At 70.7% G+C, this 15539-nt stretch carries 13 protein-coding genes; 5 read left to right on the forward strand and 8 right to left on the reverse strand.

All coding sequences use genetic code 11. The features are described 5' to 3' along the window. Window positions 1-32: 32 nt before the first annotated feature. The 5 genes from AC1DY2_RS05055 to AC1DY2_RS05075 form a co-directional block, all read right to left on the reverse strand. Entirely contained in the window at window positions 33-563 is a 531-nt protein-coding gene (locus AC1DY2_RS05055) for an SRPBCC family protein (RefSeq protein ID WP_476761416.1), read from the reverse strand. Further along, a complete protein-coding gene (locus tag AC1DY2_RS05060; RefSeq protein ID WP_476761417.1) occupies window positions 560-916 on the reverse strand; it encodes an ArsR/SmtB family transcription factor in 357 nt (118 codons plus the stop codon). The genes AC1DY2_RS05055 and AC1DY2_RS05060 overlap by 4 nt, the downstream gene beginning before the upstream one ends. 125 nt (window positions 917-1041) lie before the next feature. After that, window positions 1042-2448, reverse strand: a complete 1407-nt coding sequence (locus tag AC1DY2_RS05065) for a ricin-type beta-trefoil lectin domain protein (protein WP_476761418.1) — start codon at window positions 2446-2448, stop codon at window positions 1042-1044. 177 nt (window positions 2449-2625) lie between these two features. Then, the gene (locus AC1DY2_RS05070; protein WP_476761419.1) at window positions 2626-3492 is read right to left on the reverse strand and encodes an SDR family oxidoreductase; all 867 of its coding nucleotides are present in this window, start codon (window positions 3490-3492) and stop codon (window positions 2626-2628) included. A 138-nt stretch (window positions 3493-3630) separates the two neighbouring features. After that, on the reverse strand, window positions 3631-5016 hold the full coding sequence (locus AC1DY2_RS05075) for a pyridoxal phosphate-dependent decarboxylase family protein (protein WP_476761420.1): 1386 nt from the start codon (window positions 5014-5016) through the stop codon (window positions 3631-3633). A 265-nt stretch (window positions 5017-5281) separates the two neighbouring features. On the opposite strand from AC1DY2_RS05075, the gene AC1DY2_RS05080 reads away from it, so the two are divergent. Next, entirely contained in the window at window positions 5282-6124 is an 843-nt protein-coding gene (locus AC1DY2_RS05080; RefSeq protein ID WP_476761421.1) for a DNA/RNA non-specific endonuclease, read from the forward strand. A gap of 86 nt (window positions 6125-6210) precedes the next feature. On the opposite strand, the gene AC1DY2_RS05085 is transcribed toward AC1DY2_RS05080, so the two are convergent. Further along, window positions 6211-8082, reverse strand: a complete 1872-nt coding sequence (locus tag AC1DY2_RS05085) for an alkyl/aryl-sulfatase (protein ID WP_476761422.1) — start codon at window positions 8080-8082, stop codon at window positions 6211-6213. Between the two features lie 127 nt (window positions 8083-8209). Here AC1DY2_RS05085 and AC1DY2_RS05090 point away from each other — a divergent pair, with 127 nt between their 5' ends. Continuing rightward, complete coding sequence (locus tag AC1DY2_RS05090) at window positions 8210-9037, forward strand: DNA/RNA non-specific endonuclease (RefSeq protein WP_476761423.1); 828 nt, start codon at window positions 8210-8212, stop codon at window positions 9035-9037. A gap of 40 nt (window positions 9038-9077) precedes the next feature. Here AC1DY2_RS05090 and AC1DY2_RS05095 read toward each other — a convergent pair whose 3' ends face one another. After that, complete coding sequence (locus AC1DY2_RS05095) at window positions 9078-10370, reverse strand: AI-2E family transporter (RefSeq protein ID WP_476761424.1); 1293 nt, start codon at window positions 10368-10370, stop codon at window positions 9078-9080. Window positions 10371-10412: 42 nt separating this feature from the next. Next, the gene (locus AC1DY2_RS05100; protein WP_476761425.1) at window positions 10413-11384 is read right to left on the reverse strand and encodes a cation diffusion facilitator family transporter; all 972 of its coding nucleotides are present in this window, start codon (window positions 11382-11384) and stop codon (window positions 10413-10415) included. A 46-nt stretch (window positions 11385-11430) separates the two neighbouring features. Here AC1DY2_RS05100 and AC1DY2_RS05105 point away from each other — a divergent pair, with 46 nt between their 5' ends. From AC1DY2_RS05105 to AC1DY2_RS05115, 3 genes are all read left to right on the forward strand, one after another. Then, entirely contained in the window at window positions 11431-12987 is a 1557-nt protein-coding gene (locus tag AC1DY2_RS05105; RefSeq protein ID WP_476761426.1) for an FAD-dependent monooxygenase, read from the forward strand. A gap of 19 nt (window positions 12988-13006) precedes the next feature. Continuing rightward, on the forward strand, window positions 13007-13930 hold the full coding sequence (locus tag AC1DY2_RS05110) for an EamA family transporter (RefSeq protein ID WP_476761427.1): 924 nt from the start codon (window positions 13007-13009) through the stop codon (window positions 13928-13930). Between the two features lie 181 nt (window positions 13931-14111). Then, window positions 14112-15509 (forward strand): MFS transporter, encoded by a 1398-nt coding sequence (locus AC1DY2_RS05115; protein WP_476761428.1) that lies wholly within the window; start codon window positions 14112-14114, stop codon window positions 15507-15509. The last annotated feature ends 30 nt before the right edge of the window (window positions 15510-15539 follow it).

The following is a 15539-nucleotide window of genomic DNA, read 5'->3' on the forward strand; positions in this document are numbered from 1 at the left end:
ACCTTCCGCACGCTCGGAAAGGTCGATTCGCGTCATCTCGGCGACCGGCGCCCCGGCGCCCCGGCGCCTCGGCGACCGGCGCCCCGGCGCCCCGGCGCCKAGCGCCGGGTGAGGTACGCCTCGATGCGGTCGAACGCGCCGACCCAGGCCATGGTCTCGAAGAAGTCGCGCATCTCGGGCGTGGGGAAACCGGTCTGCTCGACCGTCACCAGCGTGCCCCCGTCGTGCGGTTCGAACGTCACGACCACGTGCGTCGTCATGGTCTGTCCGCTCGGGTCGTTGCCCGTCGACTCGGTGACGAGCCGGTGCGGCCGGTCGATCTCGAGGAAGGTCTGCACCTCGGTGAAGAGCGTGTCGCGATCGGGGCCCCACACGGCCTTCTGCGTGCCGCCGACCCGTAGGTCGACCTCGATCTCCACGATGCCCGGCTCCTCGTCGAGGATGGAGAACCAGATCTTCTGCTGCTCGGCGTCGGTGTAGGCGTCGAACACCTCCTCGGGTGTCGCGGGCAGCTGCCGCGTCATCCGCAGGCCGATGGACTCGCTCGTGTCCAGTTCCGTCATGATTCCGTTCCCTTCGTTCTGTCGGATGCGCCATTGCGCAACGTGAAGTAGGCCTCGAGCCCGTCGAGCCGCCGTTCCCAGAGCCGCTGGTAGAAGCTGATCCATGCCATCGCGTCGTCCAACCGTTCGGTGCCGAGACGGACCTGCCGCACGCGGCCGACCTTCTCGGTGGTGACGAGCCCAGCGGCCTCGAGCACGTCGACATGCTTCCGGATGCCGGTGAGCGTCATGTCCGCGGGCGTGGCGAGCTCGGTGATCGTTGCCGGCCCGTCGCCGAGCCGGGTCAGGATGCCGCGGCGTGTCTCGTCGGCTAGGGCGCCAAACGCCCGGTCGAGTGCCTGTTGCTGAACCATGTGGTTCAGTGTACGTCACTGAACCGGAAAGTTCAATGTCGATGTTGGCGTGCGCCGGGCACGCGCGAACGCGCCCGCCTCCGCATGGAGACGGGCGCGCCCTGACTTGTCCGCAGCCTCGAGCGCTACCCGCGCGTCCACTGCTGGGCGGTCGACGACGCGTCGCACGATGCGAGCGCCACGCCCCACTCGCTCTCGGGAGTGGCCAGGCACAGCGAGGCATCCGCGACGCTGCTGATCGTCTGATCGGCGTTGAGCTGCCACTTCTGCTCCACGGCCCCGTTGCAGTCGGCGATCATCACGGCGCTGCCGACGACGGCGCCGCCCACCGGCTCGACGCACATGTCGCCGTAGATCGCGAGCTCCTGCTCGGCCGTCCAGTCGAACGACTGGTTGCCGCCGCCGTTGCAGTACCAGAGGCCCAGCGTCGTGCCCGCCGTGGTCGAGAAGCCGGGCACGTCGACGCAGACGGCGTGGCGCACGCTCACGAGCGGCTCGCCGGGAGGGGCCGGCGGCCGGTCGTTGAGCTGCTCCTGCTTGAGGAGTCCCCAGCCCCACTGCAGTTGGGCGAGCCCCGACTCGTTCGTCACCTCGAGGTCGCCGTCGCCGACGAGCTCGGTGAGCGTGTAGGCGTCGTTCGTGCGCAGGCCGGGCCAGTAGACGATGCCGATGCCCTGGTCTCTGGCCACCTCCGTGAGCGCACCGAGGTACGACGTGTAGACGTCGCCCTCGTGGTTGCCGTAGTTGAGGCCCGTGGTCATGGGCGATCCCGCCTCGGAGACAACGGTGCGCCAGCCGTACTCGCCGATGCGCGGCAGCAGGTTCGCCTTCCACTCCTCCTCGGTGGTGTGGTCGGCCCAGAACCCGTAGAAGTGCAGCGACAGCAGCGTGCCGTCGAGCTCCTCGGCCGCACCGACGCCCGTGACGTCGTCGTTGTAGCCCGTGCCCGAGATGATGACGCGCTTGCGCGGCACGTCGGAGTGGTCGTCGAGCCAGCCCGAGGTGAGCGACACCCACTCGTCGAGCGTGTAGCCGAACGGCTCGTTCATGGGCTCGTAGTACACGTGCGGGTTCTTGCCGTACTCGTCGACCACGGTGTCCCACATGGCGTCGAACGCGGCCTGGTCGTCGACGCGGCCGTCCTTCGCGTCGTCGCCCTCCCAGTAGCTGAGGATCACCTTGAAGCCGTGCCGCGTCGCCGCATCGATGGCGCCCTGGTAGGACTCCCACCAGTCGGTCCCCACACTCGACGGGTTGATGGGCAGCCGCACCGTGTTGGCGCCCACCTCGTGCCGGAACTCGAGCACGAGGTCGGACGCCTTGCGGTACGTGGTGCGGTAGTCGTCGTCGGTGCTCAGCCCCGAGGGCACGACCTCGTCGTCGGCGTAGTTGTCGCGTGGATCGGCCCAGTTGACCCCGCGGAACTCACTCGTACCGGTAGGGCCGGTAGAGGGAGCGGCGAGGGCCGGGAGCGGCGTCGCTCCAGCCAGCAGCAGGGCCGCCCCGAGGGCGATCCCGAGTGCGTTTCTCATCGGTCTCCAATCATCCGCGACGCGTCGATGCGCCGCAGGCTCAGGATGTTGACGTCAACATCGCCTCGAAACTCTCACACGATCACGGTCGACCGCAAGGGGTTCCGAACAGGTGGCCGGATGCCGCGGGCTCGCGAAGCACGCCGGCTCGCGGCATCCGTCGGGGGTCGTCCCGGTTCACCAGGTGAGGCCGACGTGCTCCTCGCTGACCCGCCAGAGCCGCTTCGCGGTGGTCTCGTCGAGTGAACGCGACGACGGGCGCTTCACGCGACGATCATGGAAGTACTGCCCGCTGACGGCATCGAGCTCGGGCGCCGAGGCCGCCCAGACGACCGTGTCGGCGCCGCGTTCGGGGGAGCGCATGAACGGGCGCGCGAGGCCGCCCATCGAGGCGTAGAGCCGTGCCTGGTCCTCGGCGCCGAAGGCCGTGCGGGTCACGCCCGGGTGCACGGCGTTCGCGGTGACGGTGGTCCCGCGAAGCCGACGCGCCAGCTCGAAGGTGAACAGCAGGTCGGCGAGCTTGGCCTGGTTGTACGCCCGCTGGCCGGAGTAGCGTTGCGTGCCCTGGAGGTCGTCGAAGTCGATCCGGCCGAGCGACTCCGCGCTCGACGCCACGGCGACGACGCGGGCATCGCCGTGCGCCCGCATCCGGTCGATGAGCAGTCCCGTGAGCAGGAACGGTGCGAGGTGGTTCAGGGCGAAGGTCAGCTCGAGCCCGTCGACCGTGACATGGCGGTGGGCCCAGAACCCCCCGACGTTGTTGACCAGCGCGTCGATGCGCGGGTAGCGCTCCTCGAGTTCGGCGGCCAGTCGTCGCACCTGCTCCTGCGACGACAGGTCGGCCGCGAACACGTCGATCGGGCCGCCGGAGCCGGCGCGGCCGCCCAGTTCGGCGGCGGTCGCCGCGAGCCGTTCGGGACTCCTCCCGACGATGCCGACCCGAGCCCCGAGTTCGGCGAGGCCCGCCGCGGTGGCCTTCCCGATCCCGCCGGTCGCGCCGGTGACCACGACGATCCGACCCGACATGGGCTGTGACGCGTTCATCGGTCCTCCGCCCCTCGGCAGCGACCGTCAGCCGGGGGCGCTGCCGACCTGGCTCGCCGCCAGTCTCGTCGTCGGCGGCGCCGGCGGCAAGCGCCGGGGACCGCCCGGCGGCGCCCAGTGCCCGGAGCGTTCCGCGGTTCAGGCCATCGAGTCGAGGATCTCCACGAGCCGCTCGAACGTGGTCGTCGGGTTCACGATCGCGAAGCGGGTGTTCGGCCGGCCGCCGTGCGAGCTCGGCGTGACGAAGGCGCGCTGCTCGTCGAGGAGGCGGGCCGACCACGCGTCGTAGTCCGCCTTCGACCAGCCCTCGCGCTCGAAGACCACGACGGACAGCTGCGGGTCGCGCACGAGGCGAAGCTCATCTCGCGACTCGATCTCGCGGGCGATGTCCTGGGCCAGCTGGATCGAGCTCGAGATCGCCTCGCGGTAGGCGCTGCCGCCGTGCGTGGCGAGCGAGAACCACAGCGGCAGGCCGCGGGCGCGGCGGGTGAGGTGCGCCGCGTAGTCGGACGGGCTCCACTCGCTGGTCTCGGTGAGGGTGTCGAGGTACTCGGCATGCTGTGTGTGCGCGCGGCGACCGGTCTCGGGATCGCGGTAGATGAGGGCGCACGCGTCGAACGGGGCGAAGAGCCACTTGTGCGGATCGACGATGACCGAGTCCGCGTGCTCGACGCCCGCGAACCGGTGCCGCGCGAGCGGCGACAGCATGGCGGCGAGGCCGTAGGCGCCGTCGACGTGCAGCCAGAACTCGAAGTCCCGCTTGAGCGCTGCGATCGACGCCACGTCGTCGACGATGCCGAAGTTCGTGGAGCCGGCGGTGGCGACCACGGCGAAGACGGATGCCCCGTGCTCTTCGAGTGCGGCACGCACGGCGTCGCCCCGCAGCATCCCGTCGTCGCCCGGGCGCACCGGCACGACGTCGACGTCCATGACCCGGGCGGCCGAGGCGATGGAGGAGTGCGCCTCGGCGCTGCACACGACCTTCCACCGCGAGGGCATCTCCGCGCCGGCGTCGTGCGCGGCGAGCCGCGCGTGCTCACGCGCGGCGACGAGCGCCGAGAGGTTGCCGAGGGTGCCGCCCTGCACGAAGACGCCGCCGGCGGTGGCCGGGAGCCCGAACTCGTTCGCGAGCCAGGCGAGGACCTCGTTCTCGGCGTGCACGGCCCCGGCGCCCTCGAGCCAGGAGCCGCCGTAGAGGGCGCTGGCCGACACGACGAGGTCGAACGCGATGGCCGCCTTCGTCGGGGCGGTCGGGATGAACGACAGGTAGCCGGGGTGATCGGTGGTGATGCAGGCCGGCGCCAGCACGTGCTCGAACAGCGACAGGGCCCGGGCCGCGCCGATGCCGTGCTCGTCGATGGTGCGGCCGGCGAGCCGGTTGAGCTCGAAGGCGGAGATCGGCTTGTCGAGCGGGGTGTCGGTGGCGAGCATGCGCCGGCGGGAGTAGTCGAGCACGAGGTCGACGAGGCGAGTGGTCTCCTCGGAGGTCGCGTGCATGCGCGCCTCGGGCAGGTCTACGGTCATGGTGAGGGGTTCCTCTCGGAGAATGGGCACGACGAGGCCGCTGAAAAGCGTTGCACACGACGAGGCTGTTTCGCAAAATCGCGCAATGAAACCGACCATGAGCGCACAACTCGTGCGCGGAAGCGACCCGTAACGCAGGAAGCCATCGATTGATCCTTCAGGGCTGTCCTGCGGCTCGGGGCGGTCCCTGATGCAGCGCGCCCTCCGGGAGCGTATACCGGGAGCGAGGAACCCTCACGAACGGAGGGTGAACGAGGAGGACGCCATGAACCCCGATCCCGTGATCCCGAACGCCCCGGTCGCGGCGGCGACGGCGACCGGCTTCGACGCGGCGTTCCTGGGCGTGCCGGCCGACATGCCGCGTCTCGGCGACGTGCAGGCCGCGGCATCCGTCGAACTCGCCTACGAGCACTTCACCGTGGTGCTCGACACGACCCGGCGGCTCGCGGCCGTGACCGCGGTGAACATCGACGGCGCGCGCCTCGCGAAGGTGCCGCGCGGCGACCGCTGGGTGTTCGACGAGCGGATCCCCGAGGAGCTGCAGGCCGGCCCCGAGGTCTACGCCGACAACGACCTCGACCGGGGCCACCTCGTGCGGCGCAACGACCCCGTCTGGGGCGATCCCGAGGTGGCCGCCCGCGCGAACGACGCCACGTTCCACTTCACCAACGCCGCCCCGCAGGCGTCGGACTTCAACCAGGGGCACGAGCTGTGGGTCGGACTCGAGGACCACGTCCTCGAGCACGCGCGAGCGCACCAGCTGAAGCTCAGCGTGTTCACGGGCCCGGTGCTCGCCGACGACGATCCGCCGTATCGCGGCATCCGGATCCCCCTCCGCTTCTGGAAGGTCGCCGCGTGGAGCACGGGCGATGCGCTCGCGACGACCGGCTTCCTCGTCGACCAGTCGCCCCTCGTCGACGTCGACCTCCTGCCGCGGGAGCTCGCCGCTCCGCCGCCGCTCGGGCCGTTCCGCACGTTCCAGGTGCGCGTCGCGGCCATCGCCGAGCTCACCGGACTGACCATGCCCGAGCTCGTCGCCACCGAGAGCCTGCCCCGCGGCGTGCCGGCCATGCGCGAACTCACGACCGCCGCTGACATCCTGCTCTGAGCAGGCGGACGGATGCCGCGGCGCGCAGCCGCGGCATCCGTTCGGCCCTGCTCGGGCCCGAGTCCGTCAGGCCCGGGCCGAGCCCGTCAGGGGGTGACGATGTTGAAGCCCGGGTCGCCCGGGTCGAGCACGCCCAGCACCGACTGCAGCACGCTCGCGTCGCCGTCGAGCACGAGGCCGCCGGCCATCGCCGCCTGCACGTCTCCCGTCGCGAGGCCGCCGAGGGCCGACTTCGGCACGGTCACCGTGAGCGAGACGTCGCCCTTGCCGTCGCGGGCGGCGGTGAGCACGCCGTTCCGCAACGTCACCCGGTAGGTCTCGCCGTCGTGGTCGGGGAAGGTCCACCTCGTCGCGAGGTCGAGGTCCCACGCCTTCGGCCCGTCGACCTGCACCGCGATCGCATCGAAGAAGAGCTGCGGGGTGAGCTGGGCGAGGAGGTCGGCGGCCGCGGGGTTCGTGGGCGTGCCGAACGCCGCCCCCCGCAGCTCCAGCGAACCCGACAGGAATGCCGCTCGCCACGTGCCGTTCTCGCTGCCGAAGCCGAGTTGCTCGAGCACCTCCGAGAGCAGCGCCTTCGCGCCCTCATGATCGGGCTGCGCGAACACGACGTGGTCGAGCACCTGGGCCGCCCACCGAAGGTCGCCGGACTCGAAGGAGCCCCGTGCCTTCTCGACGACCGCGTCCGCGCCGCCCATGAACTCGACGTACCGTGTGCCCGCCTCGACCGGCGTGTGCTGCCAGAGGTGCGACGGGTTGCCGTCGTACCAGCCCATGTACCGCTGGTAGATCGCCTTCACGTTGTGGCTCACCGAGCCGTAGTAGCCGTGGGTGTTCCAGGCTGCCTCGATGGCCGGCGGCAGCTCGATCATCTCGGCGATCTCGGTGCCGGTGTAGCCCTGGTTGAGGAGCCGCAGCGTCTGGTCGTGCAGGTAGGCGTAGAGGTCCCGCTGGGTGGAGAGGAACTCGGCGATGTGCTCGGTGCCCCAGGTCGGCCAGTGGTGCGACGCGAACGCGACCTCGGCCTCGCCCGCGAAGGTCTCGATCGCCTCGGTGAGGTAGCCGGCCCACGCGTGCGGGTCGCGCACCACGGCGCCTCGGAGCGTGAGCAGGTTGTGCAGCGTGTGCGTGGCGTTCTCGGCCATGCAGAGCGCCCTGCGATCGGGGAAGTAGAAGTGCATCTCGGAGGGCGCCTCGGTGCCCGGCGCCATCTGGAAGACGATGCGAACGCCGTCGATGGTGTGCTCCTCGCCGGTTCGCGTCACGTACACGGTGGGCGCGATGAGCGTGACCGTGCCGTTCGACGTCGACTGCCCGAGGCCGACGCCCACGCTGCCGCGCTCGCCGCGCGGGAGGGCCGCGCCGTACATGTACGCGGCGCGGCGGCCCATGGCCGTGCCGGCGTAGACGTTCTCGGAGATGGCGTGCTCGAGGAATCCGGCGGGTGCGATCACCGGCACGCCCGCGTCGACCTCCTCCTGCGAGACGACGCCCTTGACGCCGCCGAAGTGGTCGATGTGCGAGTGCGTGTAGATCACGGCGACCACGGGCTTCTCGCCGCGGTGCTCGCGATACAGGGCGAGCGCCGCCGCGGCCGTCTCGGCGGAGATGAGCGGGTCGATCACGATGACGCCCGTGTCGCCCTCGACGAACGTGATGTTCGACAGGTCGAAGTTGCGGACCTGGTAGATGCCCCCGACCACCTCGAACAGACCGTGCTTCTGCACCAGCTGCGACTGTCGCCAGAGGCTCGGATGCACCGTCGGCGATCCCTCGGCGTCGAGGAACCCGAACTCGTCGATGTCGTAGACCACGTTGCCGGCGGCGCCGCGGATCACGCGGGGCTCGATCGTGGCGATGAACCCGCGCTCCGCATCCTCGAAGTCGCGTCGGTCCTCGAACGGGAAGCCCCCGCCGCTCGAGTTCCCCTGGTCGTGGCTGTTCGGCGTCGATTCCGACATCTGCGCATCCCCTCTTCGCGGGCGGCCATCGCCCGCTCGCCCATTCTCGTGTCGCCGCGCGGGCGGCGTCCACAGCCGGCGCGTGAACTCCCGCCGGATTGTCAGCGGCCCATGGTCGAGTGGTCGCATGGGCTTCGACGCGCAATTCCTGGGGGTGGCGGCTCCGTTGCCGCGAGTGTCCGAAGCGGATGCCGCGGCATCCGTCGAACTCGACTCGGTGCACTTCACCGTGGTGCTCGACACCGTGCGGCGGCTCGCGCGGGTCACCGGGGTCAACGTCGACGGCGCCGCGCTCGTCGAGCTGGAGCGGGGCGACCGGTGGCAGTTCGACGACCGCATCCCCACCGACTGGCAGGCCGGCCCGCTCGTTTATGCCGACAACGACCTGGACCGCGGCCACCTGGTGCGCCGCCGCGACYCGGTGTGGGGGCCGCCCGAGGTGGCTGCGCGCGCCAACTCCGACACGTTCCGCTACACGAACGCGGCGCCGCAGGCGTCGGGCTTCAACCAGTCGAAGGAGCTGTGGCTCGGCCTCGAGGACCACGTGCTCGAGCACGCGCGGGCGTACCGACAGCGGCTCAGCGTCTTCACCGCGCCGGTGCTGGGCGACGGCGACCCGTCGTACCGTGGCATCCGCGTACCCCTGCGGTTCTGGAAGATCGCCGCGTGGAACAGCAACGGCGACGCGACCGGTACGAGCGACGGCGGCAGCCTCGCCGCCGTCGGGTTCGTCGTCGATCAGGCGTCGCTGGTGGACGCCGGCGCGGTGCGCGAGCCCGCTCCGGGGGAGGCGCCGCCCCTGGGCCCGTTCCGCACCTTCCAGGTGCCGATCGCCGACATCGCCGCCGCCACCGGGCTGGTCATGCCCGACCTCATCGCCGCCGACCGCATGCCCAAGGCAGTCTCCGCGCTCGAGTGGCGGCGCATCGAGGAGCCGGCCGACATCCTGCTGTAGTCGCTCGGGCGGCACCGACGCCCGAGCTGCTCCGACTCGGCTAGGCGGGTGCGCCCGTCGTCGCGGAATCGGCGCCGCCGGCCGTGCGCTTGGCTGCCCTCCGCGCCTTGCGCGCGGCCTTCGCGTCGGCGTCGAACTTGGCCATGATCTCCCGCGTCTGGTCGAGCTCACCGAGCATCGGGCGGATCCAGTTCATCGCGGGGTTCGTGTCGACCAGGACCAGGCGCACGATCAGGGTGAGCGGAATCGCGAGGATCGCCCCGATCGGCCCGATGACCACCGCCCAGAACAGCACCGAGAAGAACGTGATGGTCTGGCTGAGGTTCACGGCCTTGCCGACCACGCGCGGCTGGATCACCGACTGGATGACGGCGTTGATGACGCCGTAGACCACGATCACGGCGATGACGGTCGGCCAGCCGCCCACGAGCGCGCCGAAGATGATCGGCGGAACGATCGCGATGAAGTAGCCGATGTTCGGGATGAACGAGCAGACGAACGCGAGGAGTCCCCAGATGAACGCGCCGGGCACCTGCAGGATGAGCAGCGCGATCCAGTTCACGATGCCCTGCGCGATGCCGAGCACCGTCGTGACGACCATGTACCGCCGCACGTTGCTGCCGTAGCTCACCAGTGAGACCGCCACGAGCGGCCGCACGGTGTAGAGCTCCCGCAGCACGGTCGGCACGAACCCGGCGTCCATGGCCATGAGCAGCAGCATCGTGAAGAGGATGACGAGGAGGGTGATCCAGCCCGTGAGCCCGCCGACCAGCCCGCCGACGAATCCGAGAAGTGACGCCGGATCGAACCCCTTGGCCACGTCGCTGATCTCGGTGGAGGTGATGCCGATGGAGGAGAGCCATGCGGCGACGTTCTGGCCGAACGCCGAGATCTGCGGCTTGAACTGCGGCAGCAGCTCGGCGAACTGACCGAACGCGACGAGGACGAGGTACCCGAAGGCGAGCAGCAGCAAGGTCACGGCGGTGATCACCGATCCGGTGGCGATGCCGCGCGGCACGCCGCGCTTCTCGAGCCAGACCCGCAGCGGGTGTACGCAGATCGTGAGCACGAGGGCGAAGAAGACCGGGCCGAAGATGCCCGAGATCGCGGCGATGCCGAAGGTCGCGAGGGCGGCGCCCCCGATGCCCATGAGGATGAACGCGTTGCGGTGCTTCGAGGTCGCCGCGAGCGACTCGGCCGCAGCCTGTGCGGCTGCGACCTCCGCCGCGTCGGCCGCCGCATCGGCCTCCTCAGGCGACGGCGTCTTCTTCTTGGTCCACCACATGAGGACTCCGATCAGCAGGTCGCCCCGACCCGCGCTCGTGCCCACCATAGCGAGCGGATGCCACGGGCGGCATCATCCAGTTCGCGTGAGTCATGCGTCCTCGGGGGCGGCGAGCGTCAGGAAGGCGCGGCCCACGTGCGGCCGCCGGACGAGCTCCGATTCGAGCCGGCGCAGCTCGCGTGCGGCATCCGCCTCGCTGCGATCGTCGACGAGGTCGACCGACGCGACCAGCAGCACCGTTCCGGGGCCGATGAACTCCATGTGCAGGAACCCGACCCGTTCGATCTCGGGCGACTCGAGGATCTCGTCGCGCACGGCGTCGCGCAGCGCGTCGTCGACCGCCTCGCCGAGGAGGAAGGCCCGGTTGCGGGCGATGAGCACCACGGCGACGATGCCGAGCAGCACGCCCACGAGGAGCGAGCCGATCGCGTCGTAGACCGGTGAGCCCGTGAGCTGGTGCAGGCCGACGCCGAAGAACGCGATGACCAGGCCGATGAGGGCCGCCGCGTCCTCGGCGAAGACGGCGCGCAGGGTCGGGTTCGAGCTGCGGGCCACGTGCTCGAGGGTGGCGACGTCGCGTCGCCGGGCGTCGGTGCGCGCCTGCCGGAAGGCGCGGATGAACGAGATGCCCTCGAGCACGAACGAGATGCCGAGCACCGTGTAGGCGACGCCGTAGTCGCTCGCCGGCTCGGGGTCGACGAGCTCGGAGATGCCGTGCTGGATCGAGACGACGGCCCCCGCGGTGAACAGCCCGAAGGCCGCGAACATCGACCAGATGTAGGCGTCCTTGCCGAAGCCGAGCGGATGCCGCGCGTCGGCCGGTCGACGCGATCGGCGCTCGGCGATGACGAGGAGCACTTCGTTGCCGGTGTCGGCCCACGAGTGCGCGGCCTCGGCGACCATCGACGCCGACCCCGTGATGACGGCCGCGAACGACTTCGCGGCCGCGATGAGCGCGTTCACGACGAGGGCCACGATCACGGTGACGAGGCTCTCGGCGGGTTGCTCGGCGGGCGTGGCGGCGCCGGGCTTCGCGGGCTGCTCGGATCGATCCGCCGTCATCGTCCGAGTCTGGCATCGGATGCCGCGCCGGTGCCACAGTGGAGGCATGGCTGCGAGGGCGGAACTCCAGGCCGACGTGCTCATCGTGGGCGCCGGGCCGAGCGGCCTCATGCTCGCGGTGGTGCTCGCACAGCTCGGCGTCGACGCGATCATCGTCGACGGCAAGTCGGGGCCGACGCGCGAGTCGCGGGCGCTCGCCGTGCAGGCGCGCACCATGGAGCTCTACGACCAACTCGGCCTCGTCGACCGGGTGCTCGCCGAGCGGTCGCCGGCCACCGCGGTCGTGCCTGGTGCGGGCAGCCGCCCGTTCGGGCGGGTCGAGCTGCGCGGGATCGGCGAGGGCGTGAGCCCCTACCTGGAGGTCACGGTCTTCGAGCAGAGCCGCAACGAGCGGATGCTCGTCGACGCGCTCGCCGACCTCGGCCGGGAGGTGCGCTGGGGCCACCGGCTCGCGCGGCTCGACGTCGTGGCCGAGGGCGACGCAGGTGACGGCGAACGCGCCGGCGCGGCATCCGTCGTCGCGACCCTCGACGGCCCCGACGGGCCGGTCACGGTGCGCGCCCGCTACTGCGTGGGGGCCGACGGCGCGCACTCGCCGGTGCGCGAGACGCTCGGCGTGCCGTTCGAGGGCGTGACCAATGAGCACAGCTTCTACGTGACGGATGCCGCGGGCGTGACGGGTCTCGTCGAGGGGGCCATCAACATCCGCATCACGGCCGAGCACTTCCTGCTCGGGTTCCCGATGGGTGTGGGCCGGATGCGCCTGCTCGGCGTCGTGCGCGACCGCGACCTTGACGCGGCCGGCGAACTCGCCGAGGACACCGTGAAGGGGCTGGTGCGCCGGGAGTTCGGCGTCGCCTACACGGACTCGGCCTGGTTCTCGCAGTACCGGCTGCATCACCGGCTCGCGAAGCGGTTCCGGGTCGGACCGTGCTTCCTCGTCGGCGATGCGGCGCACATCCACTCGCCGGTCGGAGCGCAGGGCATGAACACCGGACTGCAGGAGGCCCACAATCTGGCCTGCGCGTTCGCCGACGTGCTCCTGCGCGGCATGCCCGATGCGCGCCTCGACCGCTACGAGGCCGAGCGCCGGCCGGTCGGACGCGTCCTCGTCGACACGACGGACCGCATGTTCGGGGTCGTGACGGCGGGCGGCCGGCTCGCGCGGTTCGTGCGAGGCAGCGTCGTGCCCGTGATCGGGCCCGTCGCCGTGCGGCTGCTGCCGCGCCTGATCGGCGGCCGCCGCGTCTTCGGCTACCTGTCGCAGACCCGCATCCACTACCGGATGTCGCCGCGCACGTCGTCGGGCCGTGACCGCGTCGTCGGGCGGCGGCTGCCGTGGCTGGGCGGCGACGTCGACAACTTCGCCCCGCTGCGGGCGTTCACCTGGCAGGTGCACGGGTACGGCGTCTACGAGCCCGAGGTTCGCGCGATCGCGGAGACGCTCGGACTCGAGTGGCACGCGTTCCCGCCCGATCCGCACGGACGCCTCGACCCGTCGCTCGTCTACCTCGTGCGGCCCGACGGGTTCGTCGCGGCCGCGGCATCCGCTCGCGCCGTTCCCGGCGGCCCGGCCGCCTTCCGTGAACAGCTCGCGGGCTGAGTCGGCGTATCGTCGACGGGTGACCCCAGAACTCGACGAGCAGGATGCCGCGCTGCGCCGCCGCCGATTCGCCGGAGCTGCGACGCAGCTCGGCACCGAGGTCTCGATCAACTTCGGCTCGTCGCTCGCCGGCCTGCTCATCCCCATCGTCGGATCGTTCGTCGTCGTGGCGGCGCGCCAGATCGTGATGGTCGTCGCCGTCGTTCCGTTCTACCGGCCCAAGCGCGCCGAGCTCACGTGGCGCCGCCTCTGGCCCGCGCTCGCGCTCGGCGTGGTGCTGGCGGTCATGAACCTCGCGTTCTACGAGTCGGTGCACCGGCTCGGGTTGGGCATCGCGGCGACGATCGAGTTCCTCGGCCCCCTCGCGATCGCGCTCCTCTCCTCGCGCCGCATCCTCGACGTGGCCTGTGCGCTCGCCGCGGGCGCCGGCGTGGTGCTGCTCATCGGTCCGGGGTCAGCGGATGCCGCGGCCATCGACCCGTGGGGCGTCGCCCTCGCCCTCACCGCCGCGGCCGCGTGGGCCGGCTACATCGTGCTGACCCGGCGGGTCGCCGTCGGACTGCCCGGCTTGGAGGGACTCACCGTCGCGAGCATCGTGAGCCTGGCGCTGCTGCTGCCGTTCGCGATCGCGACGTTCGACGCGTCGGTGATCGACTGGCGCGTGGCCGCGCTGCTCGTCGGCGTCGGGGTGCTGTCGTCGGCGCTGCCGTACAGCCTCGACACGTTCATCCTGCGCCGCATCACGCCCCGCCTCTACGCGATCATCACGAGCTTCGGGCCCGTGATCGCCGCGATCTTCGGATGGCTCGTGCTATCGGAGACGTTCACGCCGCTGGAGGTACTCGCCATCGCGATCGTCTGCGGCGCGGCCGGCACGGCGATCGCCACCCAGCGCGACCGGCCCAAGTCCGACCTCGAGCAGACCGCGGAGGGCATGGCGTAGCGGCGTCGGCTCGCGGCATCCGCTCACTGGCGTTCGCGGCATCCGCTCGCCGCCGCCGATCTGCAGGAATGCACACCCGCTGTGCGGGATACGCGATTGCCGCACGCGGAGGTGCCGGGCCAGAATCGCCTGCGACGTGACACCCCTTCCTCGCGTCGCCACTACAAGGAGGTAGTCGCCAATGGCCGTCGACCGTACGACGCAGGGCCCGTCCCCAACATCCGCAGACCCGCAGGGGTCGCCCGTCCGCACCGGCCTGCGCAAGGTCGTCGCCGCCTCGATGGCCGGCACGATCGTCGAGTGGTACGAGTTCTTCCTCTACGCCACCGCGGCGACGCTGGTGTTCAACGTCATCTTCTTCCCGCCGAGCGACAACCCGCTCGACAACATCATCAAGGCGTTCCTCACCTATGCGGTCGGCTTCATCGCCCGCCCCCTCGGCGGCATCGTGTTCGGGCACTTCGGCGACAAGTACGGTCGCAAGCGGCTCCTGCAGTTGGCGATCATCCTCGTCGGCGTGACCACCTTCCTCATGGGCTGCCTGCCGACCTTCGACCAGATCGGCTACCTCGCGCCGATCCTGCTCATCGTCCTGCGCTTCTTCCAGGGCTTCGCGGTCGGCGGCGAGTGGGGCGGCGCGGTGCTCCTCGTGGCCGAGCACTCGCCCGACCGCGAGCGCGGCTTCTGGGCGAGCTGGCCGCAGGCCGCCGTGCCCGCCGGCAACCTGCTCGCCACCGTCGTGCTGCTCACCCTCTCGCGCACGCTCACCGAGGAGCAGTTCCTCGCGTGGGGCTGGCGCGTCGGCTTCTGGCTCTCGGTCGTGATCGTCGCCGTCGGCTACTACATCCGCACGAAGGTCACCGACGCGCCCATCTTCCTCGAGGCGCAGAAGGAGGCCGAGACCGCGAAGAAGACGAACTACGGCGTGATCGAGGTGCTGAAGCGCTACCCCCGTGGCGTCTTCACCGCGATGGGGCTGCGCTTCGGCGAGAACATCATGTACTACCTCGTGGTGACCTTCTCGATCACCTACATGTCGGCGCACCTCGGCATGATCACGTCGACGATCCTCACGCTCATCCTGTTCGCGCACGTCGTGCACTTCGCCGTGATCCCGGTGATCGGGCGCATGAGCGACCGGCTCGGCCGCAAGCCCGTCTACGCGACCGGTGCCGTGCTCGCCGGAGTCTGGGGCTTCGTGGCGTTCCCGCTGTTCGACACGAAGAACGACTGGCTGATCGTCGGCGTGCTCATCGTCGGCCTGATCATCCACGCCCTCATGTACGCAAGCCAGCCGGCGATCATGGCCGAGATGTTCCCGACCCGCATGCGCTACTCGGGCGTCTCGCTCGGCTACCAGGTCACGTCGATCATCGCCGGGTCGCTCGCGCCGATCATCGCGACCATGCTGCTGTCGACCTACGAGAGCTGGGTGCCGGTGGCGATCTACCTCGCGATCTCGGCCGCGGTGACGCTCGTCGCCGTGATCGCCCTTCGGGAGACGGTCGGCATCTCGCTACGTTCGATCGACGACGCCGACCGGGAGCGCCTGGCCGAAGAGGCCGCGCGGGTCGGGTAGGACGCGGCATCCGCACCATCGATCCACGCG

This window comes from Agromyces sp. P1_H4 (assembly GCF_056405255.1).